The organism is Facivitalis istanbulensis (assembly GCF_040560405.1).
GTDB classification, from domain to species: Bacteria; Pseudomonadota; Alphaproteobacteria; order Sphingomonadales; family Sphingomonadaceae; genus Sphingomonas; species Sphingomonas istanbulensis.
The window spans coordinates 1-26,752 of the sequence record NZ_JAVSCQ010000021.1 but is presented as its reverse complement, the minus strand read 5'-3'; the positions used below and the strand labels follow the sequence as shown (position 1 = coordinate 26,752).

The following is a 26,752-nucleotide window of genomic DNA, read 5'->3' as shown; positions in this document are numbered from 1 at the left end:
TTCGATGCCCCGCTCGCGCCACATCACAAGCTCATCGGTCGATGGGTCGTGTCGCGGGAGAATTCGACGCCATCCTGTACGCGTGTGGCGGCCCGCCGGTACATCGAGCGCGCTTTCGACGCCGCGGTGCTTGAAATTCTGGCTCCCGTCGAACTTGTCGATCTACGCGTCGCCGTTCTTCACAGCGAGGAGGATGGACCCTCCGCGATCGCCATCGTCTGCGAGAGCATGGGGCAACTCGACCTTGGCTGGATCGAGACCAGCGATGCCCCCATCGGCTGGCGCGCTGCCGCATATAGGGCGCTCGAGCACACCCTCGGCCGAGCGCTTCCCGTCTTCGGCTACCAGGATCTCTTCGACGAGATCGCGATGTATTACTGGGAAGGCGCAACCGACGACGAAGCCGCCCGGCAGTGCCTGATCGCATATCACGGCGCGGACGAGGACGATCTCGACGGGATGACGCTGCCATCCGAGATGAACGCGCGGCGGCCAGACTGGATGATCGCGGCGAATGCGGCGCCCTCTGCGCGGCTGCCAGCGGCTCTCCGCCGAAAGCTCGCCGACCTCCGCAAAGCGCACCAGGCTCTCGGATCCCTGACGCCCGAACGCAACGCCTGGCACTTCGACTTCCAGGTCGCCTCCGAATATCTTCCGGGCATCGAGGAATGCGCCTCATTGCCGCCGTTGACCCTCGTTCCCTTCGACCAGTTCACGCGGGAGCTCGATGATGTCGGGCGGCAGGGCATGGAAATGGGCTTCATGGACATCGCCGGCATCTGCCCGCTGCCCGACGCGAGCCGTATCGACGACTGGTTCGCCTCAATGCGTCTCGGCGCGCAATTCCTTCTCGCAGCCCAGGACCTCGTCCAGTTCGACCCACCCATATCTCGAGGCTCTCATGTCCGAACATAGCACCCAATTCGAAGCCAGCGGTGGCGGCCTGGTCCTGGCTAACGCCATCCTGCTCTACAGGAACCAGGCGCCACGCAATCTCAAGCCCTACGGCGCTTCGTGCGAGAGCGGTCCGGCGTTCGCCAGCTTTCACGCGGTCGAGCACGACGGCGACGGCCGGCCGACGATCGCCGCGGGCGTGCCGCTGTCACGCGCGCACCTGCGCCAATGGACCGAGGCGCTCGGCCGCACCGTCGTGCCCGAAATCCTGCCGGACAATATCCTTGTTGCCCATCCCGACATGCTGGCCTGGTGGAGCCCGGCACAAGTGCGCCACGCTTATTTCGCCCTGTCGGCTCCTCCCGCCGGCCTCAGGGCGCTCTCCGGTCGAACGACCCTGCCGGTTCCGTATCCGGCGCACCTGTTCATCGCCACGCGCTCGGGCCTCGGCGTCTACGCCCTGGCGGCAAGCGAGCGTCCGAACGCCGCGACGCCGGTGCTGCACTCCCCGGTCCTCAATGTTTTCGTCAACGGGCGCCTCTGCTGGGGCAACATCCCGAGGCCGAAAGCGCTCAGCACCGCGTCCATCCCGGCCTATGAGAGCGCGGTGTTCGACTCCTGGTCGACGCACCCCAATCCGGGGCAGGAGTTGACAGTCAGCGGAAAGGGCGGCCTCGTCCGTCTATGGGATGACCTAGCAGCGCGCCGGGCGACCCGCTTTCCGGTCAGCCGTCTCAAGCCCTTCGGTTCGCGTGGTGGACAGCAGAATCGGCCACAGGCGAAAGCGGCAGTCGCGGCCAAGATAACCGTGGCAAGTCTCATTTCCATGAGCGCGCGGGTATGACGAAGCTCGCCGATGATCCGACCGCAGCCGCGGTGCTCGCCGCCGTACCCTGCCATCCGGTCCCGCCGCTTGGCAAATCGTCCGCCCTCGAAGCGCTTCGCAGCGCCCGGTCCGGCCACGGCCTTGCCGTAGGAGCCGACGGCGTGATGCTCATCCTCCGCCGCCCCTGGCTCGCGCTCGACGTGCCTATCACGCCGCCGATCGCCGCCTATCTTCCCTATGGTAGCATCGGCGCGCCGAGGGCCGACCTGCGCTGCGGCCTGATCCCGCGTGAGCATCTCGAGTATATTCTCGACCACTTCCGCGCATCGCTGCCTAACGAGGCGGCGGCGTTCGTGCTCTGGAACGAAGCGACCGGGGATTTCACGGTGAACCTACCCGTCATCGAAGAGGCGACACCCTCCCGCCTCGTTTACCGCACGCCGGCCCTGCCGCCCGACTGGCATATGATCTGCGACATCCATAGCCATGGTCGTGGGCCCGCATTCTTTAGCGCGACCGATAATGCCGACGACTCACATACAACCAAGATATCGCTCGTTTTCGGCCGGCTCGACCAGCCGGACGGCCCAGTGATGGCATCCCGCCTCTGCGCCGGCGCCATGTTCCTGCCCCTGCCGCGCAGCCCATTTGCAGGAGAGTCCCATGCGAACTGAGACCAGGCAGCGCCACTATCTGCCCGCCACCTTCGACAATCGCTCAATCCGCATCCTGCTGGTCGGTTGCGGCGGAAATGGCGGGCAAATGCTGATGGGTCTCGCCTCACTCGATACGGCGCTGCGCGCGATCTCCTCGCGTTCGCTCGACGTCACTGTGGTCGACGACGATATCGTCACCGAGGCGAATCTTGGCCGCCAGCCATTCTACCGGTGCGACATCGGCAACTCAAAGGCGCGCACACTCGCCGAACGGATCAACCTCGCGCACGGACTTGACTGGAGGGCGGTTCATGGCCGCGCGCCTGGTGCAATAGGGCTCGAAGGCATCGATCTCCTGATCAGTTGCGTCGATACCGCCTCCGCACGGCGAGCGCTTGGCACAGCGATCGCGAATGGCAAGGCGACGCCTGCTTACTGGATGGATCTCGGAAACCGCGCCAGCGACGGCCAATTTCTAATCGGCTGTCCGTCGCGCGCCGACGAACGATCCGGACGACTTTCCACCGTGCTCGAGGCCTTTCCGGAACTTGCCGACGAGAGCGTGGCCGACGACGATGCACCGTCCTGCTCGGTTGCTGAGGCGCTCGAACGCCAGTCCCTGTTCGTCAACCGGGTCCTCGCCAGCCACGCGCTGGCGCTGTTATTCGATCTTCTCGGACGCGGTTCCATCGGCCACGCCGGAGCCTTCCTCAATCTGGCTAGCGGTCAAGCCGTCCCAATCCCGCTGCCCTCGGTCGAACCTCCAAACCCTCGCGCCGATCAATGATGGCTCAAGAGAGGGAAGGGGGGGCGCAGACGGTGATCATACAGGAGATCGCACGATGCTCACCACCCGCACGCAGCGGTGGCGCGACCGCCGCTGCCGCTGGATCCCGAACGCCAGCGAAATCGATCCCGCGCGCCTTTCCGTCGACGTGATCGACACGCGCTTGCACGCGGCACCTTTCGTCAAAGCGCACCATTATGCCGCATCCATGCCGGTCGCTCGCCTCTCGATTGGCCTTTTCGCCAATGGCAAGGGTGGCCGATCGGAGCTTGTCGGGGTCTGCGTCTTCTCGCACCCGGTGAACAATGCCAGCGTCCCCAAGACGGCAGGACTCTCCGATCCGCGCACCGCCTGCGACCTCGGCCGGCTCGTGATCGACCAAGCCCAAGGCGGCAACGCTGAATCTTTCCTCGTATCCCGCGCTTTCCGCATCCTGCGCCGCGAGAAACCGGAGATTCTTTCCGTCATCTCCTACGCCGACCCCGTTCGAAGGGTTGACGAGGGCGGGCACGTGTTCCTGCCGGGACATGTGGGTGGACTCTATGCGGTCATGGGAAGCCGATACGTCGGGCGCTCAAGCCCGCGCACCGATCTCATCCTGCCGAACGGCCGCCCAATCTCCTCGCGCGCGGTCTCCAAGATCCGCAACGCGGAATGCGGACAACGCTACGCCATGGACGATCTTGTTCGCGCCGGCGCCCGACCACCAGGATTTGGCGAAGATCGCGCCGCTTGGCTCACCGATCTTGAACGGACCGGCTTCCTTCGCCGACAGCGCCATCCCGGCTGCCACGCCTATCTCTTCCCACTGACCCGCGCCGCCAAGCTCGCGGCGCGCAAGGTGCCCGATTTGGCATATCCTGTCCTCGATCGGCGCGCGCTCGAAGGCGACGTGACGCTTCCACCGCTTTTTGCCGAGGCTGCCTGACCTCAGCCGAGCACCGCCCATGGCCGAAATCGGCGATTGCTCGCCCGATACGATGAGGAACTGTCATGACCGACACGTCGAAACGCGATCTCGCGCGGTTGCTGGCGCGCGCGCGTCGCGCCATCGAAGACCCCGCCAGCCTTGTCGAGCACGACCGCGCTGCCTTGCTGGGGGCACTGGCCAGCGCCGAATCCCACGTCGCAGGATCGCCAATGCCGTGGTCGCTGGAGATTCACATCGCCTCGGTCGAACATCGGCATGGCCTGAATCACTATGTCGCGCTGACGCGAGCGGGGCTTATGGGCGCAGTCGCAGCCTATTGCCGCGAGGGCTGGACCGAAATCAGTGACCCTCGCGATCCCGCCACGCTCGACGACGAAGCCGTCGCCGGCGTCTATTTCGATATCCATGAAAACGAGCATCTCTCGACCGATCGGATCGAACTCGGCGCATCGCCTCCCGTCGCCGGGTACCTGCTCGAAACCGGCTGGTACTGCGTTCTCGCCACCGCGCATCTTTCGACATCAACCGCCGATTTGCTCGACCATTGGTGTTCAAAAGAGGCGACCGATCGTCCGCTCAATATCGCCAGCAGCATCTATGGCTGGTTCGTGCCGACCCGGCAGATCGACCCGGACACACAAGGCCAACTTCCGAACGACCTGCTTGCAGCCATTTGCTTTGGCCGGGACCGCGGTTTCGACCACATCCTCTTCGACTGCGACGCCGGCACCGCCGACGGACTACCGGTTCACAGCTGGTAGCAACGTCGGCGGTCTCGCCATCCGCGCCAGAAGCAGATTCAAATCTTCGCCGCGGAGATCACTCCTGCCTGCGGCCGCTGAGCAGTCTGAGCCGGTCAGCGGCGAGTTCAGCGACGTTGGCCTGCATCACATGGCCTCGCCCACGCAGGATCTCTCCAAGATCCCGAACCATGATGATCAGATCGCCGGTTGAAATATCGCCATCCAGCTGGTGCAAAAGCAACTTCTCTTCATCGTCCAGCTCACGCATTGCAGTCTCGCTCCATCGCGACGCTCGCAGCCTGATGAGTTCAGCGCGCTGTAGTTGATCCAGCCGACGCTGAGTCGGCGGACCCATTATAGCATCTGGTCGACCGTGCGTGCCGGAATCCGATGATCCCAAAGACCGCAATCGACCCGAAGGGGAGCGGGAGGTGTGGGATGCTCCTCAGAACAGGTGCGCCTGGAGTTTCCATCATGAAGATCGAACTGCGCAACATCACCTACAGCGCCGCGCTCTCGCAGGAGACGAGCGCTTTCACGGCCGACATCTGGATCGATGGCAAGCTCGCCTTCCACGCCCGTAACCAGGGCCATGGCGGATGCGATTTCTACCATCAGGTCGGCCGTTGGACTGAAGCACAGGTCAACGCATGGCTGAAGGCCAATCGTCCGGCGCGTGTGGTCCACGGCCTTACCCTCGAGGCGGACCTCGAAACCGAGGTCGGGGATCTCCTCGCCCATGAACTCGAATATCGCCGCCTGAAGCGCCTGTTGCGCACGAACCTCGTGACGATCGAGCGCGGCCAGGTCTTTCAATATCCGCTGCGCAAGCGGCCGCTCGCTATCGTCACCCGCGCGGTCGTCGCAACCAATCCCGACGCTGTGATCGTCAATGGCGCGGACGACGCTGTCCTCCGCCAGGCGGTCGATATCCTGATCGCAGTCGCCTGATCAAAGCACCTCGGACCGCGAAATGAGCATCGCCACGACCGCCGCCTGCCACACGAATGGCGCCGAATTCGACGTCGCTACCGACACGACGATCTTCGACGCCGTCCGCCGCGATGCATGGTTCGTCTTCAACCTCTCCGGGGGCAAGGACTCCACGGCGACAAGTCATGCCGCGATGGTCTGGCTCGATCGCCAGGGCCATCCCCGCACGCGGCGTATCGCCGTCCATGCCGATCTGGGAAAAGCAGAGTGGCGATCGACGTCGTCCTTCGTCGAAGGCGTTGCGCAGCAACTGGGTCTTCCGCTCCTCGTCCTGCGCCGGCGCGCGGGCGATATGGTCGACCGCTGGGGACAACGCTTCACCTCCGGCAAAAACCGGTACGAGGCGCTCTCGACGTACAATCTCATCGGACCATGGTCCTCGGCGTCGCTCAGATTTTGCACGAGTGAACTGAAAATACGGGTCATCGGTCCCGACCTTGCGCGGCGCTACAAAGGCGAGACGATCGTCTCCGTCATCGGTTTGCGACGGGAGGAGAGCGCCAGCCGCCGCTTCACGCCCGTGTCGCGCACCGACGAACGGTTTGCCAAAGCAGGCAATGCCGCCGGCACGCGGATGCTCAGCTGGCACCCCGGGGTCGACTGGTCATCGGACGACATCTTCGCCTACCACGCACGTCACGACCTCGCGTTGCACGAAGCGTATTGCCGCTATCGCTCCACGCGATTGTCCTGCGCCTTTTGCGTACTCGCATCCGCACACGATCTTCAGGCGGCGACGCAGGCGGACGGCAATCTCGATCTCTATCGCCATCTCGTCTCGATGGAAGCCGACTCGACCTTCTCGTTCCAGCCGCAACGGTGGCTGGCGGACGCTGCCCCACACTTGCTTCCCCAGTCGCTTGCCATCGACGTTGCGCGCGCGAAACGCGACGCGATCGAACGACGGCGGATCGAGCGCGCGATGCCGACCGGACTCCGGTTCGTCAAAGGCTGGCCGCCGCGGCTGCCGACGCTGCAAGAGGCAGGCATGATAGCGATCGCGCGCGCGCCGATATTGTCCCGCCACGGTCTTGATCATCGCTATCCCGATGCGTGGTCGGTTCAGCGACGCTTCGCAGAACTCCTCGCGAACAACAGGATCCGAGCGGCCTGACCTGTGACTGCCCGGCCTCGTCGCGGAGGGAGGGGGGACGAAAGGGAGGCGCAACGATGCGCTTTGCCGTCGGAGTTACTCATGCCGTACGATGTCGCCTTCCGCTTCAGCCAGGCCCTCGATCCGTCCGCGTTGACGACGCTCCCGGCCTGCCTCCATGCCCTGACCGCCGCGATCGAGGATTGCCGGAATGCCGGCAAGCTGCGCGACAGCGATCCCGCCGTCCTGCTTCTCGCGCGCCATCTCGGCGCCGTCGCCGAAGCCATGGGCCCCGCTGACATGCAGTTGCGCCGCGCCTGCATGGATGCCGTCGCCGAATTGAAGCGTCATCCCGCCCTTATCGCTCTCGCGCACAAAGGCGTCGCCTACGATGCTCCGGCCAAGACGCTGTTTCACGCCGATGGCCGCAAGGCGATGAAGCGCCTCGCCGATGCCCTCGGACTTGCACCGGACAGCTATGACGTTCGCTCCCATCATGGCGGCGTTGCCGTCAGCGGTGACGTGGTCCTGCACGGTGCCGAGGTTCAGGTTCGCTTGAGTCTCGGCTGCATGGGCCCTGGCCAGGAGATCATGTACCGCCGCGTCGCCGGACGCCACGATCATGTTGGCGAAGGTAATCACTGGGCGTCGGTCCACGAGCTTGTCCAGCCCGAGCGGCTCGCCGCGCGCATCCGCCGTGACCTGCGTCTCTCCGCACCTTCCGCCGTACCTGAGCGCCTCTTCGCCTGAAGAACATGGGCGCACGGGCGCTGCACATCCGCATAACTTCAACCTGGAGGATATCATGACCAAGAAAAGCATGCACTGTGGCCAATGCGGTGGCGAAGATATCATGCGCGATGCTTGGGCGACCTGGGATGTCACGTCCCAGACATGGGTTTTGGGCGAGGTCTTCGACTATGCCTTCTGCGCCGACTGCGAAGCAGACGCTACGGTCGTTGAGCGCTTTCTCGATCCCTTGCCTGAGACAGCATCCTGCGCGTGACCGGCTCCATCGCACGCCCCGTGCCAGGACCTTTCTTAGGTCCGAACGCCAGCCGAAACACGCGCCGAACACTACGGGCCTGCGCACGGTATCAAGCAGGGCCGATCCTGTTTCGGCGGGCCACCGCTCGCGCATGGGAGGAGGGAGGGGACGACAGGTGAGGCGGCGGAATCGGTCCGTTGTCCACCTGGAGCGCCCCCATGTCCCTCCCAACCACCATCCGGACCACCGTCGGCCAATCCCTGGTCCACAAAGTGTCGAGATTATTCAACGGAAGCCTGTCCGACGTTCTCACGGAGCTACTTCAGAACGCACGCCGCGCCGCCGCGACCTATGTCGATATCCGCTCCTATGATCTTGCTGGCCATCCGACACTTGTCGTTCGCGACGACGGTTCGGGGATCGACGATCCTGTCAAACTCGTGACGCTCGGCGACTCAGGCTGGAACGCCGAGATCGCCGACCGCGAGGACCCGGCGGGCATGGGCGTGTTCAGCCTTGCGGGACACCGCGTCGAGATCCGTTCCTATTCCCGTTCGGCTGCGCAGGGCTGGCGCGTCGTCATCACCCCGGATGCCTGGGAGACCGGCGCACCGCTTGCCGTCGAGCCATTCGACATCGACGCCGGAACCGAAATCCTCATCGATTTCCCGGAGATCTGGGAAACTGCGCTCGACGGCGCTGCCGCCCATTGCGCACTGCATTATCCGCTTCCCGTGTTCTTGCACGGCAACGTCCAGCCTCGCGCCGACTTCCTTGGCGGAGCGATCCATGTCGAACAATGGAAGGGATGTCGCATCGGCGTGTTCCGCGGTCTCGGCAATCGACCGCTGGATTGCCCGCGCATCAATTTCCACGGCCTCACCGTTGGCTGTGATTTCCCGATAGTCTCCGAGGCCGATCATCACGAGCCCTGGTCTGTGGAGAATCGATAAGCTCATATGACGTTGGCGGTTGCAGGCGGCATCTGGCGGCCGTCGAGAACCATTAATCTCATTCGCAGAATTGGTTCTCGATTCGCCGGTGGCCTCCGAGAATCGATAAGTGATTCTGCCCCGGATTACTCGATGGTGTAGCCGAGCGCGCGATATCCGGCCTGACGCTTGGCGGCCATTCGCGAGAGCATCGGAACCGCATCGTCGACATAGTCATAGACGAGCACGTCGGTTTTCCCCGCGTGCCGGCGATGCAGGCGCCCGACATACTGCGCGAGCGTCCCTTTCCAGGAGATCGGCATGGTCAGGAACAGCGTGTCGAGACGGTCGTCATCGAACCCTTCGCCGATATAGCGACCCGTTGCGAGGATGAGCCGCTCCTCGCCGTCAGGCACACGCAGTGCGGCGTCCGCTACCTTGCGTTCCGCCGCGCTCATTCCACCCCGCAACACCACGAGATTTCGCACGAACCGGGATAACCGGCCCTGCAGATATTCGAGATGGTCCTTGCGCTCCGTCAGGATTACCGGCGACCGCTTCGCCTCCAGAGCACGCAGCACGTCATCGAAGATAAGATCGTTTCGGGCCTCGTCCTGCGCCAGCGCGGCATAAACCGCCGGCATTGGCGGTCTGTCCATGATCGCGAGCGGCTGCGGCAGCCGGAATGCCGTGCGCCGTTGCCGTGTGCGATGGGCGATCCCCCGGCGAGCGGCCTGGGTTCGCGCATCTACCCGATAGCGGATCGGGCCGCATTGCATGAAGATGATCGGCTGATGCCCATCCTTGCGCGCAACCGTGGCGGACAGGCCGAGCACGAACCTGGCCTTGGCGCGCCGGGCTACAAGTTCGAAGCTCGCCGCGGACAGGTGATGGCATTCGTCGACGATGAGGTGACCATAGTCGCCAACCAGATCCGAGACCTCGCCGCGCCTTACGAGGCTCTGTATCAGCGCCACGTCGATCATGCCTGTAGGCTTCCACTTGCCACCGCCGATCGTCCCGATCAGCTTCGGATCGATATCGAGGAACGTTCGCAGCCGTTCGACCCATTGGCTGAGCAGTTCTTTGCGATGGACGAGCACGAGTGCATTGACCTGCCGCTTTGCGATGAGGTGTGCGGCTACCACCGTCTTGCCGAACGCCGTTGTCGCGGCCAGCACCCCATCATCATGCGGATCGAGCGCGTCGACCGCCTTTTGCTGGGGTTCTTCGAGATCACCCTGGAACGACAGACCGTCCGGGAGCGGAGTCCCTGCCATTCGCTGGTCGTCGATCCTGACAGTGCTTCCATGAGCAGCTATAAGCGCGACCAGTTCGTCGAGGCATCCTCGCGGCAGCCCGATATGTTTCTGGTGAAGCTCCGCACAGGAGATGATCCTCGGCTTGCCGAACGTCGGCAGGCGCATCGCCTGCGCCCGATAGAACTCGGGATTCTGGAACGCCGCGAGCCTGACGATCTGCGCGGTTAGCGCCGCCGGCAACCCAGTCCGGTCGATGTAGACCTGATCGCCCAGCACGATATCGAGTGTCCCAGACAGCGGTTCGGCCACAGGCAACAAGGGCGGCCGCCGGGACGGTGTCATCCGCCAGGGCTCGGCGGCATGCTCGTCCTCCACCGGCATCCGCACACCCAGCACCCGCCCGCGCATTTCCGCGTCGGCCACCATGCGCGCGGCGTCGTGCGCATCCAGCTGCGACAGCGAAGACAGGAACGCCCATTGATCGGGATAGGGGCGCAACTGCTCATCCACGAACAGGCTGTTTCCCCGCCTGCGGGCATGCCCCTGCAGCGGCAGCGCGATCAGATTGCCGAACCCGCCGAGCGGCATGGTGTCCTGGCTCGGGAAGAAGCGATCATAGGAGCCGAACCCGATCTCCGGACGCCGCTCCATCGTGTCGGTCAATAGCGATGCGCCCAGCGCGCGGGCGGTTCGTGCCGGCACGGCGTCGGCGAAGAAGATCCAGACATGGCCGCCATTGCCGGATCGGGATCGCTCGAGCGCGGCGGACACCCCTCGCAGGCGGCAGGTTTCCATCATGGCGAGCGCGTCCTCGGCCCAGCTCGCCTTGTCAAAGTCGGCCGCGAGGAATCGGCAGCTCTCGTCCGCAAGCAGCGGGTAAACGCCCGCCACAAAGTCGCCGGCATCCGATCGCGATAACGCCCGCCCACGCAGATGTTTGTCGATCACCTCGTCCGTCACGGGCAGGAACGCCTGGCGCGGACACTCGCCGCATTTGACCTGTGGCTTGTCGCAGAGTCCGCGTTTCCACTCGTTGCCGCAGGCGGGCGCATAGCCGCCGCGCCCGGTCTTGCGATTGTCCCAGCGCAGTGGGAAGACATCTTCACGACCGGCGAACAGCCTGCGGAACAACGCGACCTTCTCGCCTGTCGGCGATGTCGCGGTCACCGGCGCGTCGGAGAACAGCGAGACAGCATCGGCTTTTCGGTGCTCGGTCGACTGTTGCGCCGCGAGGGCATCCAGCGCCACGACCACTGCCGCCCGCTCATCATCCAGCGCCTTGAGCCGGGCCCGCAGCCGTACCGCTTCATCCATGCCGGTAGATCCGGTCACATCGCTGCAGTCGTTTCGGGCAACCGATCACGATAGACCCCACGGATCACTTTTTCGGCGCTCTCACGATCATAGAAGGGCTGCAGCTTTCGGCTTCCAGCGATCGCCGGCACCAGACCGGCACTTCGCAGATGTTGATGAACCCTGACGGCATGCGTAGCTTTTCCGGGGATGCGCGCCAACTCGGCAGCACTGACGAAGCGCGCACCGAACGCTTCGACCTCCGCTCGCCGTAAGGCGGGCACGATCCTGAGCCGTGTCTGTTTCCTGTCGATTGTCAGCCATCCCATTTGTTTGAGCTTTGCAACCGTCGGGATGGTCAGGCCGAGGTGGCGCGCGGCTTGCGCCATGAGCATGAACACCGGATCATCCTTATATTCGAGGCCGGCGATCACCGCGTCGGTATCGACCAGTATCTGCGCAATGCCTCGTTCGCTGCGTAAGCGGCCCGTTGCCCTGATCTGGCCGCGCAGCAGCCCGCCGATAATCGCCTCCGAGGACCGATAACAGATGCGCACGGCGCGCAGGATCGTCTCGCTGCCCGGTGGCGGCGCTGTGACGAAGGGCGCATCGCCGTGCAATGCAATGAGGAAGCGGTCGAGATCGGCCAGACGATACTGCGCCGGGATCGACGCCCCACCAAGCGGGAAGGCGCGGGGAAGATAGTGTCGCGCTATGAGCGCCTTGAACAGCGGGAGGCCGACGCCGAGATGACGCCGTGCGTCTTCGGGAGAACAGGACTCACGGAAGAAGGCGGTCAACGGCTCCTCGAGGGATTTCGGGATGACCACGCCCCGGGCGTCGCCAGGCAACCGTTCGATCAGGTGCAGTGCGGCTGCTACCGTTGCGACCCGTCCCGAGGATACGCCGCACAGCCTCGCTAGGCCTCCCAATGTCTTGAGATTCCCTTCCATAGCAGGCTGACGGAAGAGCATCGTGCCTGCTGTTATCGGCACATTCTTCACCACATGATTCTTAACGGCCTCCCGGATCGGGTCGAGAGCCGGATTGGTGGACAGGCCGAGCCAGTATTGCAGACGCCCATAGACACCCACAGGCGTCAGACGCTTGAGCGGACATGCCGCCAGCATCCCGTCCAGCATCTTTTCGAACTGGTCGGGGAAGTCTTTGCAGACCGCAAAGCCCGCCGCCATTGTGCGGGCACGCTCCGCAGGCTCCTGCCTACGCCAGCTGACGATCGATCTGCCCCAGCGTGCGACCGAGCCCACCCATTGCATAATCTCGGCGGCGTCCGCGAACGCCAGGCTGTCGAGGAACGCGTGAGAGATACGGGGTCCATCACCAAGCCTGCCGACAAGATAGGCGTCGCCGATCGTGCCATCCGACGTGACCGCGTCGGTACATTCCTGCGTCAGATCGTGCCCACACGTGCAACGCGCTGGTGACAGGTCCGAACGGCGGAACGCATGTCGACAGGCAGGACAGATCGCTAACAGCGCCCGACCATGATGAGGACAGCTCGATACCTTCGCCAGATCCCACCAGGAGCGCCGCCACGACCGACAGGCGACCGGCCCTTGACCCTGCTCGATATCCGATCGCATGCAGTCCGGGCAGATACGGGCGAAGTGACAACTATAGCTGATATTGCCGCTGCGGCTCACCAGCTCACCTGCAAGGACGCTCCCACCCTGGGTCTGCATTATCGAGTTGCGAAGCAATGCTTCGAGCGGGACGCCGCTGAGCCGGGCGATATCGTGGAAGCGTCGCCCACGTTCCATATCGCGAACGAAGTCGGTTCGGTCGACCAGCGGCACTTGACGCGCAAATTCCAGCTGGGTTTCACAGCCATGCCGCAGGGCAAGCCGGTTGAACAGTGCCCAGCCTGGCTCGAACGCTGCCGGCCGTACCCGCAACGCAAGTCGAGTTGCCGGTGCTGTCATAATCCCTCGCGCACGAAGGGCCGCAGGGGTTGCGCGCCGCTTCCGCGCAGCTTTGTGACGCGGCTCATATTCCTGGGTGACGGGGGTACGGTGTCGCGCAGCCAGATCTCGCGCAGGCGTTCGGCCGAACACAGGAAGGGATTGTCGTGGTGGGGCGGGCCGCCGCTCGGAACTGTCGGTTCATCCTCAAGGATCGCATCAAAGTCCAGCATATCCCTGACATCGGGCTCATAAATCGGATGCCAGCCCGAGTGAACCTCTCCCAACAGGTTCAGATCGATCGACCGTCGGCCGATCGCCAGTGCCACGCTCAGCGCCTGGCTCAGATATTTGGAGACGATCCCGATCTCGCCGCCCGTCGCGACGTAGATGCGTTTCGCCATCTCATGCTTCGCGAGGCCGGACGCATCCGGCAACCCCATCATCTTTTCCATGACGCCGAGCACGCCAGAGAACATCGTGCGACCGCTCCGGGTCGCCCAGTCATAGGGCTTGAGGATGATCGTCGGTTGCAGCCGACGGCGCAGTTGCATCGTCTTTTCGCCCGGCACGGAGATGTCGAGCAGCCGGGGAAGACCCGCGATCACGATCTGGACTTTCACACGGTTGAGCAAAGACTTGATGAACTCGGTCACTTCCGCCGTCATGTCGGGATTATTCTCGTTCACCATGTGATGCCCTTCATCGATGAAGATCATCTCGGTGCCCGTCTCCTCGGCATAGAACGCGATCTTCTCGATCACCTCGCTGGTGTTCCAATGGTCCCGCGCACGATAGCCATAGGCGCCGAGGATCGCCCCCACCAGCGCCCGTCGCGTCGTCCGTTCCGGTGCTTCGACGTAAACGATGCGGCGGATATCGGCATCCTCTGTCGCGCTGTCGGGGTAGTCGGCCATATAGTCCTCGAGCGCCGTCGTCTTGCCGGACCCCGCAGAGCCGATGATGAGCAGGGCCCGGGCCTTGAAGCGTCGGCTGTCCCCGCGCGGGCGGTATCGGCCATGTAACTCGCGGATCGCCGCCTTCGCTTCCGTGTGGCGCGTATGTGGGATCACCGTGGTCTCGAACGCAAGCACGGCGTCGGGCACCGCTGGCCGTGCCGATAACTTCGCGGCGCGACGATGTGTCATCGCTTCGGATCCGCCCATTGTGCAACCAGAGCCTCGATGTCCGCGTCGAGATCTATGATGGGAGGCGCCGGCGCCGGAATCTGTTTCGCCGCAGGTGGTGCGGTCTCTATCGCCGGTCCCTGCGTTCCTATTTCAGGCGGTCGTTTCTGGCCTTCGATCGGCGTGAAGTAGCAACCGTCGGTCTCGTACCGCGCCGCCCGCGTCTTGCTGCGGACTTTGCTCGCCTTGCTTTGCAGCTCTCCCGCCGTCTGTTCGGCAAGACCGCGCGCCGCTTCGAGATCGGCGACAGTCACCGGCGCATTTTTCGGCAGGCTTCGCCTTGCTATCGAACGATGGATCTTGTGCTGATATTTGGAGACGCCCCGCGATATGCTCTGGTCGATACACGGGATCATCAGCCATTCGCCGCGCTCGTCGTCGAGCAGCCAGACCTCACCCAGATCATAGGGGTCGTAGCGTAACTCCCAGTCCTTCTCCAACCCGCCGCGGCGCGCTAGCAGGGGTTCGAGCTTCTCCCGATCAGCATAAAGCAGCCCCTCATATTGGATGCCGATGTTGGAGATGCGCCGGAAGAAGGTCTCTCCGGTCAGTCGCACAATATGGTCGAAGTCGGGAACCGGGCGCACCGGGTAAAGCGCGCTGAGTTCTCGCCAGCGCTCGTAGGGCGTGCATTTCAACGTATCGTGGACGCTGTGATGATAGTCGTCGACGATCCACTTGAGGACACGATTACGCACATCCTCGAGCGACAGCCTTGCCTGCGCCACCGGATCATAGAGATCCATGGTCCGCGACAACGTCGTCCCTTCCTCATGGCTGAACACCTGCACGCCGATGGTCTGGAACACGCGCTCGACCGCGCCCTTCAACCATGGCATTTTCACCGGCAGATTGACGATGCCGATGTCGAGCATCCTGGCGGCCGACTGCAGCGATTGCGACCGGAACTCCTTGCCGTTGTCGCAGATCAGCCATTCGGGCACGCCGTGGCACGGCCAGTCATGCTCAATATCGGCGAGCCCGGAGAGATCCTTCTTCCATAAGGAATGGGCAAGCGCTCTCTGAAGTGAGGCATAGGACGGCGCCTCGAAGCTCAGATGCACCCCTATAATCATGCGGGTGGCGCGATCGAGAAGCGCGGTGAGCCAGGGCCGCCCCAAGGCGCGGCCGCTCTCCGGATGCACCACCACCAGATCGATCAGGCAATGATCCACCTCCACTTCTTCGAGCGGCCGTTCGGGCGGGCTCCGCCGCTCGAAGATGCCGAACTTCAGCCAGGCGGCGCGCCGACCGAAGCGACGCTCATATTCCTGCCGTTCGGTATAATTGTCGCGAATAAACACGCGGAAGGTGCGGTCGCTGACCGCAGGAACCTCTTTCTCGCGACACAGATCCACATAGCGGCGATAGGCATAGTTCTTCTGCCGCCGCGGCATGCCCAAATACCAGACTTCGACGGCCTGCCGCATGAGCTTGTAGGTATCGGGGTGATCGCCGTCCTCGCGCGCATAGCGGGGTTGGCGTGCCCCGCGCCGATGATAATGCGGGATCAGGAGCCGGACATCCCGGCCGTGCCGGCTCCATACGCTATACCACGCCCGCACTGTATAGGGATTGGGCCGGGCCGCTGCCTTGGTGCGGCGTGGCACGCCGTTCCCTTTTCGCCGCTCCGCAGCCATCCGGGCCGCAAGCGCGGCATCTTCGCGTTCCCATTGTTCATGATGCGCGTCGAACACGGCCTCGGCGGCAGCGGCATAGGCGCCCATGAGTGTCGGGTGCTCGCCGCGGATCGCGTCGACCATGCGTACATAGGTGTCCCTGCGCTCGGCCTCGCGGCGGATTTCTTCGGGCCAGAACTCCCAGGTTTTCTCCAGCGTCTCGGCGATCGCCTTGGGCAGGCCGTCCGCATTGCAAGGATGATGCGTCAGCCGCCGGGCACCATAAACGATGTCGATTTCATCGTCGCTCCATGTTCGCGCATCGCTGCCGCTCTGCGGTCGCAGCAAATAGCCACGGCGCTTGCGCTCGATCACCAACCAGAGCGCCACCTGACCTTGATCGTCCCGGATCGAGAGCGTGTCGCCTTGCTGGAAGCGCATCGGCGTTGCGTTCATTTCGCATTCCTTCCCCGCATGAGGACCGTGTCGTCATCGAGCGGTCGATCGAGATCCACCGCAAGCTCGCCGACTGCCACGAGGCCGAGCACAATGTTGACATGCACGGGCCGGCCGCCGAGCGCCTCGGCGGCTGCGCCCAGGTTCGACGGAATGGGGAGGCGGGTGATTATGGTGTGGATCGCGTCGAGGTTTTCTGCCGCCAGCACCGCCACCGTTGCGCGCAGGCGTCGCACATTCGACAAGCGTGGCTGTCGCCGGATATCGGTATCGAGCCACATTTCGTGCCGGGCCCCACGCGCGGCGCACTCGGCTTCGATTGCTGGCAACCGTCCGCCCAAGGTCGGGTCAGCCGCCAATCGCGTGGCCAGTTTCACCTGCCGGTAGATGACCGCGCCGCCCACCGTCTCCAGCCGGATATCGGGGGTGTAACGCCGTTGTCGGCCAGCTTCCGTCCAAACGAACGTTTCCGGTTGCACCCCGAACTGTGCAACATCGGGATCGAAGTCGAGAAGCAACAGCGCATCGCGCTCGAGCAGGCTCTCATAAGGTAGCGCATCGCCAGCCTTGATCGACTGATACCAGCCCGTGCACGATCTTTGCCCCGGCCGTCCTGCCGGATTTCGGGCGAACCGCACCGTTGCGCCAGAACGCAAACGGGCAGATTTGTCGGTCACGCCGGCATCCACTATTCTCCTTGCGGGAACGACTCGAATTGCCGGTTCAGTATAACTGCTTCCGCAAAGGGCGTTAATCGGTTCCGCTCAGACCCTCATTATTGAATGGGTCGCTCGAAGCCTCCCCCTGTCCGTCGTCTTGACGGCCGATACTGGAGTCGAGCGCGAAGAAACCTATGCGTATCTCCCGATCTTCCAGAAATGGATGGACGATCACGGCATCGAGCATCATGTCGTCCGTTACGTCCCGAAGCGCTTCAAACATTGGCCGCCCTACTTCACGTTACTTGAGAACTGCCTGACTAACGCGACCCTGCCGTCAATCAGTTTCGGGCGCCATTCGTGCAGCTCGAAATGGAAAATTCAGCCTCAAGATCAATGGGTTGCGAACTGGGAGCCAGCGCAACGAGCATGGGCTCACGGCCAGCGTGTGGTGAAGCTTATCGGTTATGACAGCTCACCCGCCGACACCCGGCGATATGCACATCGCGAAGGTCATGTCTCACCGCTTTATGACTATCGCTATCCACTTCGCGAGTGGGGGTGGGACCGCCAGCGTTGTGCCGCACGGATCCGCGCCGAGGGCCTTCCCATCCCGATCAAATCGGCTTGCTCTTCTGCGCGGCGCAAAAACCGAACGAACTGATAACACTCCCGCGCTGGTGCCTCCGACTGATCGTGCTCCTGGAGGCGCGTGCCGCACCGCGCCTGCGCAATGTCGAGGGATTGTGGCGAAGCTCTACCAAGTCTCGACCCGGCTCCATGACGCTGTTCATTCGTGCGAACGCTCTGCTCGATCCCGCGGAGATCGATGCCATCATCGCCGGGGCTCCCGTCGACCTTGTCGACTTCCAGCTTGTTGCCGCCGATATCCCGATCGAGCGTCGCCCGCAGATGCGTGAATGGATCGACCGGTTCAATGAGGGTGTCGACCGAATCGCGGCATGACTGCCGCTTTCTCGACCCGCCTGGGCCGCGCAACTACACGGCGCTGCGGTCCCCGGCCTGATCAAACATTTGTCCTACGCCATATCGGACGAATTCGGCGCGAGCGCCTCGAGGATGCGGCAATCTGCGACGGTGCCGCCGGCGCAGGACTCGATGAGCGCGCCCAGTTCGCGGCGCAGCGCCGTCAGGTCGGCGATCTTGCGATCCACCTCGACAAGATGGGCCGTGGCGACCGCGTCGACTGTCGCGCAGTCATGGCCACGCCGTTGCGACAGATCGAGAAGGGCACGGACCTGCTCGATCGAAAAGCCAAGATCGCGCGCCCGCCGGATGAACGAGAGGCGTGCCAGATGCTCCGGTCCATAGCTGCGATAGTTGCCGCCGGTGCGCGCCGGCGGAGGCAGCAAGCCGATCTTCTCATAATAGCGCACCGTCTCGATGTTGGTCGCAGTCGTTGACGCCATTTCACCGATCTTCATCGCTTGACCCTGTAGTTGCTACAGGGTGCATATAGCGCCTCGACTCAAGGGAAGCGAGGCGACATGGCCGGTTGCGGATCATGCTGTGCTGAAACCCAGCGCATCGAAGACACACGCTGGCGGCGCGTTCTGTGGATCGCGCTGGCCGTCAATGTCGTGATGTTCGCCGGTGAGATCGGCGCGGGCATCGCCTCGGGATCGCGGTCGCTCCAGGCGGATGCGCTCGATTTTCTCGGGGATGCCGCAAACTATGCGATCAGCCTCGGCGTCGCGGGCATGGCGCTGCGCTGGCGGTCGCGTGCTGCTTTGCTCAAGGGCGGCACGATCCTCGCCTTCGGCCTCTATGTCCTGGTCACGACGATTCTTGCCGCTATGGGCCGGGGCGTGCCGCAGGCCGGGACGATGGGAATCGTCGGCATGATCGCCCTGATTGCCAATGGCGGCGTCGCGCTCATGCTCTATCGTTACCGGAGCGGCGATGCGAACATGCGCTCGGTCTGGATCTGCTCGCGCAACGACGCGATCGGCAATCTCGCGGTGCTGCTCGCGGCCGCCGGCGTCATCGGCACGGGTACGGCCTGGCCGGATCTCGCGGTCGCCGCGATCATCGCAGGCCTTGGCATAACCGGCGGGGCGCAGATCATCCGCCAGTCCCTCGCTGAATTCAAACTGGACCGAGGGTCAGGCAACACCGCGCAAGCAACCGCTCGGTAGCCCGATCGAGCGTCGCCCACGGATGCGTGAGTGGCTCGACCGGTTCAATGAGGGTGTCGACCGACTCGCGGCATAACAGCCGTTTCTCGCCCCGCCCGGGCCGCGCAGCTTCACCTTGACCGGTGTCTAGCCACGCCGTCATTCTACCGTGACGATGCGCCTGATCCACGACCTCGCCGTTCGCCGAATACTGTATCGTCGGCCGATTCCGACCATGCCGGATATCCTGGTGATTGATATACCACCGCGGTACGCGGCCCCCAGCCTACCGCTCGGCCGCTACTATCCCATCATCATCGAAACCCGCTTCGAACTCGACGAGATCGAGACCTTTCTCGCCGCCGAGCGGGACTTCCCCGTCGTCCCAGACTTATTCGACCGACGCCCTTCGGCGCTGAATGGTGGTGACATTGTCTTCTGTCGCTACGCCGCGCCGGCTCCGGGCTGGCCGCTCCTGCTTCTCTGCCATTGGCCCGCCAACTTTACTGTAATGGTGCCGCCAACGAGCGATTCCTTTGCCCGCGGTTGCTACACCACCGAGATGTTCGAGAGCATCGACGCCCTCGATCAGACCGAAGACCGGCTTCTCACTATGCTCGGCCGACACCACCCAGTCATCGTCAAACCGATCGGCACCGCGCATCCCGCAGGCCACGCCTAGCCAACGGCATTTCTGCCCGTGTAGCTCCGGATACCCGAACGGCGCCATGCGCCGCAGCGACTGATGCCGATCGCCCCACACTTTCCTCGAATCCACCGCCGCGTCGGTGCCCCGCCGGCCTTTCCCGTTCGCGCCCCCCTAACCCACACGCCAAACTTGCCCCGGAAGCCTTGCCTAGTTGTCGACGGGCGCGGGCGAACGAGCGCGCGTCGGCGGTTGGGCGCGCGGCGGGGCGGGGGAGGGAGGAGCTGGTGGCGGCGCGGCGCTGTTCTTGGGCGGCAGCGCGGGCGGGGAGGCCGGGGATCAGAGGAAAGGGGGATCTGGAGGAGTGTCGCCGAGATGGTCTCGAGAGCGACATTCGAAGGAGTTGAGGCGATGAACATTGGTGAATTCAAGAAGGAGAACGGCCGCCTGATGGGTTCGGTCTTCACGCGCACCATCGACCTGCCGAGGATCGGGCTTCGCCCGGTGCAGAGCCAGAGCGAGAAGGCGCCGATCTACGAGATCGTGGCGCTGAACATCGCGCGGCGCTGGGTGCAGATCGGGGCGCTCTGGGAAGCCGTGTCGAAGAAGACCGGCGAGGTCTTCCTCGCGGGCCAGATCGACGATCCGAGCCTGCCCGAGCCGCTTCCGGTCGCCCTGTTCCCGAACGAGGCGGGTGGATTCACCGTCGCCTGGCGTCGCGAAAATCTCGGCGGCGGGTTCGGCGGCGGCTTCGGCAGCGGTGGGTTCGGCACCAGCCAGCGCGACTATGCGCCACGGACCCAGGACGGCTTCGGTGACAGCACCGCCGGCGCCGACGGCAGCCTGAACGGCGACCGGACGGACGCGGACGTGGACGAGGACATCCCGTTCTGACCGCCAAGTGAACGAGGGCCGGGGGTGCGTCGAGCGCCTCCGGCCCTTTTTTTGTTTCCCCTTTCGACAAGGAGTTCGCCATCATGGCTCGAACCGCATCCTCAAACAGCATCAGCCGCCTGGCCGACCTGCCCACGCTTTATGCCGAAATGATCGCCACCCCGGAATTTCAGGCGGCGTTCGGCGATCCCATGCCGCTCAGCATCGTCGAGCTTGGCGATGAACCCGGCGAGCATGACATGCCCGAGCCCTTCGCCGTTCAGGCCGAATGCGGGGCGATCATCGCCACCATCTTTGATCTCTTCGCGGGCACGCGGCTTGAGCCGCTGTCCGCCGAGATCGCCTGGGGCTTCGTCAACAGCTTCCATTTCGTCGCCGGGAAGCTGGAACGCCGCGAAGACAGCCTCGCCGCCGAAATCGGCGACCTGGTGCGACATCCCGACATGAGCGAGGTCTATAATAACGAGCTGGAGGAGAAGCAGCTCCTCTGCCAGTCGACCGCCGAGCACCGCGAGGCGATCGAGTGCATGCGCGACTATGCGGCCGAGATGTACCGTGCGCAGTCGGGCTGGCCGTGGTCGCCGGCGCGGGGAAGCCGGGCATCCTCCGCATCGTCAGCGAGCCAGATCGCGGCGCAGGATTTCCTGCGTGCCCGCGAACTTGCCGCCCGCGAGAAGCACAGTCCGAAGGGACCGATCGTCGTCTTTTCCGGACCCGCCCAGTGGCACGATTGGGAAACCCTGTGGGCGCGGCTCGACGAGGTCCATCAGCGCGTACCGCACATGTCGCTTGTGACCACCGGACAGCGCAAAGGCGCCGACGCGATCGCGGCGGCCTGGGCGGCCCGCAATAGCGTGCCGCTGGTGGCGTTTGGCCTCTACGGTTCGGGTCGGAAAACCGCCTTCACCCGAAACCGCAAGCTCGCCGAACTGAAGCCCGTCGAGGCGGTGCTCTGCGAAGGCTCGGGGCTGCAGGCGAACCTCTATCAGACTCTGAAACAGGCGGGCGTGCCCATCCATGCCTTCCGCAAGGCCGATCAGATCGCCGATACCGCGTTACGCCGGATGCGGGCCTGAGCATCGGGGGCGGGGGCTTCGCTCCCGCCTCCTTTCCCACCGTTTCACAGGAGGCCGACATGGCCATACCAGATGTGTACCGGCGCAATTTCGCAACCCTGCGCCGCGCGGCCGAGGACGGTAATCTCGCCCTGATGGAGTGCACCGACGCGGTCACCGGCGTCCCGCGCTACGTTATCTGCGCCGTGGGACGGGACGACGGTGCTTACGTGATGACGCCGTTCGGCCATCTTCACGATGGAGACCCGTATGAGGCCTATCTACCTCCCGACACCGATAGATCGGAGCAGCCATGATCGGCTATGGAGGTTGCATCGAGCCCGGCGGCGTGGAGCTTGCCGACGAGCGATGGGGAGCGCCGTGTCCACGTTGTGGCGAACCAGCCGAGCACGGCCAAGTCGAGCGCGCGGAAGGCTCGCTCAATATCTACCGCACGGTCGCCTGCGATCATTGCGGGCACCATGAAGGGTTCGATTGGCTGAACCCCTGACGATCTGAGGTTCCTGTGAGGCCGGACGCATTCCCGCGTGCCGGCCTATTTTTATGCAAGGGCGGCGAGTGACAAACAGGCTTGGCCCTTCTCCTTGACCGCCGTGGAAGGGTGTTACGCGCGGCTAGCGTCTCACAATCCTCAGACGTGCGGGACGGCCGGTGCGGACAAAGGGTCCGCACCGGCCGATGCGATTCGGGGGGCATCGAGCCCCCCGAATCACAGCCTCTCTCTATCTATCAAGAAGTCCAAGCATGGCACGGGGACAGCGCCGGCCTCAAGGACGACGGGGCCCCACCATTTTCTTTTGCGGATCGAACACAGCGCCTCAGCGTCGACGTCGGTGGCCGCCAAAGAAAATCGTGACCCCCATCGCCGCTACGCGGTCGCTTCGCGATCCTTGACCCCGTCGCTCAGAGCCCGTGCCGGGAAAAATGCCTCTTTAAATTTCAGGAGGCCATCATGACGCATTCACCCCGTTCCATTTCCCGCTTCGCCGACATCGCCGCGCACTATGCCGAGGAGACGGCCGAGCCCAGCGACCGCTTCGCCGTCGCCTTCACCGAGACGGTGGGCGAGTTCCGGATCGACCGCGCCGAGGACAGCATTGATGCCGGCATGCCCGATCCGCTGGAGGCCGAGCGCGCGACCGAACTCCTTATCACGACGTTGTTCGACGTCCTGCACGACACCCGGTTGGAGAGCATCGCCGACCGCCTCGCCTGGGGCATCGTTCACAGCTTCCACAAGGTCGCCGACCAGCTCGACGGGGAAGCCGATCGCGCGGCGCAGCAGGTCAACGGACTGATCCGCTCCGCCGACGGGAGCGAGGTCGCGACGAGCGAACTGGAGGAGGCCCAGACGCTCTGCCAGTCGCTGGACGAAGCCCGGGATGCGGTCGCCTGCATGCGCGATCACGCGGCGCAGATGTATCATGCCGAAACCGGCCGGCCATGGTCGGCACCGCGCGCGACGTTGGTGTCGGGAAAGCGGACCGCCTCGGTCATCGCCGCCACCGACTTCCTCGCCGCACGCCGCCAGCGCCGCATCGAGGAACACGCGCCGCAGGGGCCGGTGGTGATCTTCTCGGGCGGCCAGCAATGGGAGGACCATCAGCTCCTGTGGGATCAGCTCGACGCGATCCACGCCCGGATCCCGGCGATGGTGCTGGCGACGACCGCCCAGAACAAGGGATGCGACGCGATCGCGGCGGCATGGGCGGCGCGGTCGGGTGTGAAGCTGGTGGCCTTCACGCTCGACGCACGGTTGGGGAAGCGGGCAGGGTTCGCCCGCAACGAGCGGCTGCTGGCACTGCGCCCCGTCGAAGCGCTGGTCTGCGAGGGGTCAGGACTTCAGTCGCACCTCGCCCGGATGGTCCGCGACAAGCGGGTGCCGGCGCACTTCTTCCGGCTCTCGGATCAGCGCACAGCCGGCGCTGTCGCCTGAGATCGTGATGGGGATCGGTTGGGCATGATGCCCGGCCGATCCCTTTTTTTGTTGGCGTAGAGAACCGCCCCGCTCGGGAGCCCGATCAGAGATCGGGTCCGTCGCGGGGCGGTGCGACAGCGTGCTGTCGGCCTCCTGCGCGTGGCTACGCCATGCTCGTCGCTGGGCCACCCTTCGGGCGAGTTTTTGGTTCGGCCGCTGCCACTGGCAGCGCCTTCAGGGCGGCGAGGGCCTGACTCCCACCGACCCGGATCGCCTGGTTGAGTAGGTCTTTGAAATCCCGCTCGGTCAGCGCCTCGATTGGGAGTTCGGTCACCATCCCCGCATAGCGATCGCGCAGGGCGCGCCGGGCACTTTCCACTTCGTCGGCGACCTTGCGCTGTCGCGCTTCGAGGTCGGCAAGTCGCTCACGTTCCGTCATCTTGGGCATGTCCATCGTCCTTTGTGATGGGTCTGCCCGCCGTCCCGGATTGTAAGCTGGGTTCGCGCGCGTTCAATCCCGAACTTGGGGTATCGATCTCATGCACACCAACGGTAGCGCGATCGAGATGAGCTTGCCGGCGTGCCGCCGGCGAGAAGAAGAAATCCCCTGCCGGGGATTGTCCGCCCATGCCCGGTCGAGACAACGCAGCGCGCAGAGCGCTGCGAAGGGGAGCACTCACGGCCTTGGCCGTTTGTAATGCACCGTACGCACGGGTGCTGCGCGGCTATTCCGACGATAAATCAATGCTATAAGCCTGTCCGACAAGTCCGACGCTGGACACGGCGCGGCGTCCGACATGTCACCCGCGAACGACAGTGCGTCGAGCAAATCGTTGGATTTGCGCGTCTATTCCTGTCTGACATGTCGGACAGCATAAATCGTTGAAAAACAGCGGCATCCGCGCTATGATGCGCTTGCTTCAAGACTTGCCCGTCGAGCTCCCAGTGCTGGAGCTACGACATGATCAGAATAAGCGTGCGGATCGACAGCGCCCTGCACGACCGCCTCAACCGGCGCGCGGCCGGCGCCGATCTCTCCCTCTCGGTGTTCATTCGGTCCGTTCTCGAACAGGCCGCCGATCCCCGCGGCCGGTACATCTATTCGTCGCAGGACGAGATCCTCGCGACCTGCATTCAAATCCTCACCATCCTCGGCACCTCGATCGGCCAACGGACCCCGGACGTTCTGCAAAAGGGGATGGCGGAGGCGCGCGGCATATTGCGGGACAGGGGTCTGCTCGACCCGGAAGCCGACCGATGAGCGGGGATGAACGACGGGCTGATCCCACCCCCACCGCCGAGCTTCAGGCATCGCCGCAGCTGCCGACCATCCCCTGGACGATCGGCTTCCTGCCGCTCCTGTATCTCGGGCATCCCAGATCGGTCCTTCCTGTCCATGTGGACGCGGGAGACGCACGATGAGCATCTTTCGCAACGACACGCTCGGCTCCTGGACCCGCGGCGGACAGGCGATCGTCCACAATGTCCGCATGACAACCCAGGTGTTTTTCCAGACGGTCATCGCGGGGTTCGTCCTCTGGGTGATGGGCACCATCTGGTATGCGCTCGAAATGTCGACGGACTATGAGCGCTTCATCCTGCGCAAACTGGTCGAGGCGAGCTTCAAGGTCGATGCGGCCGCCGGCACCAACGATCCGGTGTTGTTCAAGACGCCGGCGGGACACCAATATTGGACGTCAGCCGATTGGCTGCTCGCCTCCAAACTCGCCAAGCAGACTCTCCATAAGGTCGAGCTCGACCTCATCCACGGGGCGTTGATCGCCGGCGCCTTCGCGCTGCTGGCGCTGTTCTTCGCCTGGTTCACATTCACGCGCACGGGCAGGGGACTCGGCTCGAACGAGTATTTGCGCGGTGCCCGGTTCGGCACGATCCGGCAGGTCAAACACTTGCTCCGCCACCAGCGCAAGGGGAGCTTCTCGATCGGCGGCGTCCCCATTCCGGATGCCTATGAGCCCGAGCATGTGCTCCTGTGCGGCGCGCCCGGCACCGGCAAGACCAACCTCATCGTCAAGATGCTCGAGGGGATCCGCAAGGAGGGCAAGCGGGCGATCGTCTATGATACTGCCGGCACCTTCGTCGAGAAATTCTACCGCCCGGGAAAGGACATTCTTCTCAATCCACTCGACAAGCGCACCAGCCGCTGGTCGCCCTGGGGCGACGTCCCGCGCGATTACCATTATGACCAGATCGCTGAGTCGACGATCCCCGACAAGGCGGGTGATCCGTTCTGGGCGAAGGCCGCCCGCGGCACGCTCGTCGCGGTCATGCGCAAGCTCGCGCATCAGAAGCAAATGCTGGTCTCGATCCTGCTTGATCGCCTGTTGCGGTCCAAGCTGAAGGATCTTGCAGCCTTCGCCGCTGGTACCGATGCCGCGGCTTTCATCAGCCTCGAAGGGGAGCGCACGTCTGCCGGCATCCAGGCCGAACTTGCCTCCGTCATGCGCAGCTTTTCCTATCTCGACGACACCCGCAAAGGGCTGTCGATCCGGGACTGGGTGGCGAACGAAAAGGGGGACGGCTGGCTCTTCATCACCGTCAAGGCCGACCAGCTCCCGTCGCTTCGGCCCCTGATCACGGTCTGGCTCGATATCGCCATTTCGGCGGTCATGAGCCTGACGCCCGATCGCCGCCGACGCCTCTATTGCGTCATCGACGAACTCCCCACGCTGCAGAAATTGCCATCGCTGTCCGACTTCCTAGCGCGCGCCCGCAAATATGGCGGGTGCGGTATCCTGGGGTTCCAGTCCTACCCGCAATTGGAGGCGACCTACGGTATCCAGGATGCCGCTGCGATCACCGGCTATTGCTCGACCTGGGT

General features: G+C 64.1%; 28 protein-coding genes and 1 pseudogene. 21 read left to right on the top strand and 8 right to left on the bottom strand.

Annotated features, from left to right (window positions below):
• Positions 1-48 precede the first annotated feature (48 nt).
• The 6 genes from RN629_RS12445 (at position 49) to RN629_RS12420 (ending at position 4,855) form a co-directional block, all read left to right on the top strand.
• Positions 49-915 carry a hypothetical protein gene (locus tag RN629_RS12445; protein WP_281124168.1) on the top strand — a complete coding sequence of 289 codons (867 nt, stop codon included), beginning with the start codon at positions 49-51 and terminating at the stop codon, positions 913-915.
• The gene (locus RN629_RS12440; protein ID WP_281124167.1) at positions 902-1,738 is read left to right on the top strand and encodes a PRTRC system protein B; all 837 of its coding nucleotides are present in this window, start codon (positions 902-904) and stop codon (positions 1,736-1,738) included. The genes RN629_RS12445 and RN629_RS12440 overlap by 14 nt, the downstream gene beginning before the upstream one ends.
• Positions 1,735-2,394 carry a PRTRC system protein A gene (locus tag RN629_RS12435; protein WP_281124166.1) on the top strand — a complete coding sequence of 220 codons (660 nt, stop codon included), beginning with the start codon at positions 1,735-1,737 and terminating at the stop codon, positions 2,392-2,394. Before RN629_RS12440 ends, RN629_RS12435 begins: the two co-directional genes overlap by 4 nt.
• Positions 2,384-3,163: a PRTRC system ThiF family protein gene (locus tag RN629_RS12430; RefSeq protein WP_033965271.1), complete on the top strand. Its 780-nt coding sequence runs from the start codon at positions 2,384-2,386 to the stop codon at positions 3,161-3,163. Before RN629_RS12435 ends, RN629_RS12430 begins: the two co-directional genes overlap by 11 nt.
• Positions 3,164-3,218: 55 nt before the next feature.
• Positions 3,219-4,091 carry a Mom family adenine methylcarbamoylation protein gene (locus tag RN629_RS12425; RefSeq protein WP_281124165.1) on the top strand — a complete coding sequence of 291 codons (873 nt, stop codon included), beginning with the start codon at positions 3,219-3,221 and terminating at the stop codon, positions 4,089-4,091.
• Positions 4,092-4,156: 65 nt separating this feature from the next.
• A complete protein-coding gene (locus RN629_RS12420; RefSeq protein WP_194917699.1) occupies positions 4,157-4,855 on the top strand; it encodes a DUF5983 family protein in 699 nt (232 codons plus the stop codon).
• A 58-nt stretch (positions 4,856-4,913) separates the two neighbouring features.
• On the opposite strand, the gene RN629_RS12415 is transcribed toward RN629_RS12420, so the two are convergent.
• Complete coding sequence (locus RN629_RS12415; RefSeq protein WP_194917697.1) at positions 4,914-5,105, bottom strand: hypothetical protein; 192 nt, start codon at positions 5,103-5,105, stop codon at positions 4,914-4,916.
• A 206-nt stretch (positions 5,106-5,311) separates the two neighbouring features.
• On the opposite strand from RN629_RS12415, the gene RN629_RS12410 reads away from it, so the two are divergent.
• The 5 genes from RN629_RS12410 (at position 5,312) to RN629_RS12390 (ending at position 8,864) form a co-directional block, all read left to right on the top strand.
• A complete protein-coding gene (locus RN629_RS12410; protein ID WP_281124163.1) occupies positions 5,312-5,788 on the top strand; it encodes a hypothetical protein in 477 nt (158 codons plus the stop codon).
• Between the two features lie 22 nt (positions 5,789-5,810).
• The gene (locus RN629_RS12405) at positions 5,811-6,944 is read left to right on the top strand and encodes a phosphoadenosine phosphosulfate reductase family protein (protein WP_281124162.1); all 1,134 of its coding nucleotides are present in this window, start codon (positions 5,811-5,813) and stop codon (positions 6,942-6,944) included.
• 81 nt (positions 6,945-7,025) lie between these two features.
• The gene (locus tag RN629_RS12400; protein WP_281124161.1) at positions 7,026-7,673 is read left to right on the top strand and encodes a hypothetical protein; all 648 of its coding nucleotides are present in this window, start codon (positions 7,026-7,028) and stop codon (positions 7,671-7,673) included.
• Positions 7,674-7,728: 55 nt separating this feature from the next.
• Positions 7,729-7,929: a hypothetical protein gene (locus RN629_RS12395; RefSeq protein ID WP_281124160.1), complete on the top strand. Its 201-nt coding sequence runs from the start codon at positions 7,729-7,731 to the stop codon at positions 7,927-7,929.
• A 200-nt stretch (positions 7,930-8,129) separates the two neighbouring features.
• The gene (locus RN629_RS12390) at positions 8,130-8,864 is read left to right on the top strand and encodes an ATP-binding protein (RefSeq protein ID WP_281124159.1); all 735 of its coding nucleotides are present in this window, start codon (positions 8,130-8,132) and stop codon (positions 8,862-8,864) included.
• A 125-nt stretch (positions 8,865-8,989) separates the two neighbouring features.
• Here RN629_RS12390 and RN629_RS12385 read toward each other — a convergent pair whose 3' ends face one another.
• Genes RN629_RS12385 through RN629_RS12365 form a run of 5 tightly spaced genes read right to left on the bottom strand, consistent with a single transcriptional unit; the run spans position 8,990 to position 17,259 of the window.
• Positions 8,990-11,419: a TOTE conflict system archaeo-eukaryotic primase domain-containing protein gene (locus RN629_RS12385; RefSeq protein WP_407035494.1), complete on the bottom strand. Its 2,430-nt coding sequence runs from the start codon at positions 11,417-11,419 to the stop codon at positions 8,990-8,992.
• Positions 11,420-11,433: 14 nt separating this feature from the next.
• A complete protein-coding gene (locus RN629_RS12380) occupies positions 11,434-13,341 on the bottom strand; it encodes a TniQ family protein (RefSeq protein ID WP_281124157.1) in 1,908 nt (635 codons plus the stop codon).
• Positions 13,338-14,468, bottom strand: coding sequence for a TniB family NTP-binding protein (locus RN629_RS12375; protein WP_407035493.1), 1,131 nt, complete (start codon positions 14,466-14,468; stop codon positions 13,338-13,340). The genes RN629_RS12380 and RN629_RS12375 overlap by 4 nt, the downstream gene beginning before the upstream one ends.
• Positions 14,465-16,582: a hypothetical protein gene (locus tag RN629_RS12370; protein WP_281124155.1), complete on the bottom strand. Its 2,118-nt coding sequence runs from the start codon at positions 16,580-16,582 to the stop codon at positions 14,465-14,467. The genes RN629_RS12375 and RN629_RS12370 overlap by 4 nt, the downstream gene beginning before the upstream one ends.
• The gene (locus RN629_RS12365) at positions 16,579-17,259 is read right to left on the bottom strand and encodes a hypothetical protein (RefSeq protein ID WP_281124154.1); all 681 of its coding nucleotides are present in this window, start codon (positions 17,257-17,259) and stop codon (positions 16,579-16,581) included. Before RN629_RS12365 ends, RN629_RS12370 begins: the two co-directional genes overlap by 4 nt.
• A 55-nt stretch (positions 17,260-17,314) precedes the next feature.
• On the opposite strand from RN629_RS12365, the pseudogene RN629_RS12360 reads away from it, so the two are divergent.
• Positions 17,315-18,207 (top strand): annotated as a pseudogene (locus RN629_RS12360) (hypothetical protein).
• Positions 18,208-18,281: 74 nt separating this feature from the next.
• On the opposite strand, the gene RN629_RS12355 reads toward RN629_RS12360, so the two are convergent.
• On the bottom strand, positions 18,282-18,686 hold the full coding sequence (locus tag RN629_RS12355) for a MerR family transcriptional regulator (RefSeq protein WP_281124153.1): 405 nt from the start codon (positions 18,684-18,686) through the stop codon (positions 18,282-18,284).
• Positions 18,687-18,749: 63 nt separating this feature from the next.
• Here RN629_RS12355 and RN629_RS12350 point away from each other — a divergent pair, with 63 nt between their 5' ends.
• From RN629_RS12350 to RN629_RS12320, 7 genes are all read left to right on the top strand, one after another.
• A complete protein-coding gene (locus RN629_RS12350) occupies positions 18,750-19,400 on the top strand; it encodes a cation transporter (RefSeq protein ID WP_194917672.1) in 651 nt (216 codons plus the stop codon).
• Positions 19,401-19,554: 154 nt separating this feature from the next.
• Complete coding sequence (locus RN629_RS12345) at positions 19,555-20,061, top strand: hypothetical protein (protein WP_281124318.1); 507 nt, start codon at positions 19,555-19,557, stop codon at positions 20,059-20,061.
• 375 nt (positions 20,062-20,436) lie between these two features.
• Complete coding sequence (locus tag RN629_RS12340) at positions 20,437-20,919, top strand: DUF736 domain-containing protein (protein WP_194917671.1); 483 nt, start codon at positions 20,437-20,439, stop codon at positions 20,917-20,919.
• An 83-nt stretch (positions 20,920-21,002) separates the two neighbouring features.
• Complete coding sequence (locus RN629_RS12335) at positions 21,003-21,995, top strand: DUF2493 domain-containing protein (RefSeq protein ID WP_194917669.1); 993 nt, start codon at positions 21,003-21,005, stop codon at positions 21,993-21,995.
• 59 nt (positions 21,996-22,054) lie between these two features.
• The gene (locus RN629_RS12330) at positions 22,055-22,291 is read left to right on the top strand and encodes a DUF6117 family protein (RefSeq protein WP_194917667.1); all 237 of its coding nucleotides are present in this window, start codon (positions 22,055-22,057) and stop codon (positions 22,289-22,291) included.
• Positions 22,288-22,485: a hypothetical protein gene (locus tag RN629_RS12325; protein ID WP_194917665.1), complete on the top strand. Its 198-nt coding sequence runs from the start codon at positions 22,288-22,290 to the stop codon at positions 22,483-22,485. Before RN629_RS12330 ends, RN629_RS12325 begins: the two co-directional genes overlap by 4 nt.
• Before the next feature lie 462 nt (positions 22,486-22,947).
• On the top strand, positions 22,948-23,931 hold the full coding sequence (locus RN629_RS12320; protein WP_281124152.1) for a DUF2493 domain-containing protein: 984 nt from the start codon (positions 22,948-22,950) through the stop codon (positions 23,929-23,931).
• Positions 23,932-24,076: 145 nt separating this feature from the next.
• On the opposite strand, the gene RN629_RS12315 is transcribed toward RN629_RS12320, so the two are convergent.
• A complete protein-coding gene (locus RN629_RS12315; RefSeq protein ID WP_255530183.1) occupies positions 24,077-24,361 on the bottom strand; it encodes a hypothetical protein in 285 nt (94 codons plus the stop codon).
• 528 nt (positions 24,362-24,889) lie between these two features.
• Here RN629_RS12315 and RN629_RS12310 point away from each other — a divergent pair.
• Both RN629_RS12310 and RN629_RS12305 read left to right on the top strand, forming a co-directional pair.
• Positions 24,890-25,174 (top strand): CopG family transcriptional regulator, encoded by a 285-nt coding sequence (locus tag RN629_RS12310; RefSeq protein ID WP_348636850.1) that lies wholly within the window; start codon positions 24,890-24,892, stop codon positions 25,172-25,174.
• Between the two features lie 157 nt (positions 25,175-25,331).
• Positions 25,332-26,752: type IV secretion system DNA-binding domain-containing protein (locus RN629_RS12305; RefSeq protein WP_407035492.1), on the top strand; the 1,421-nt coding region annotated here is incomplete at its 3' end.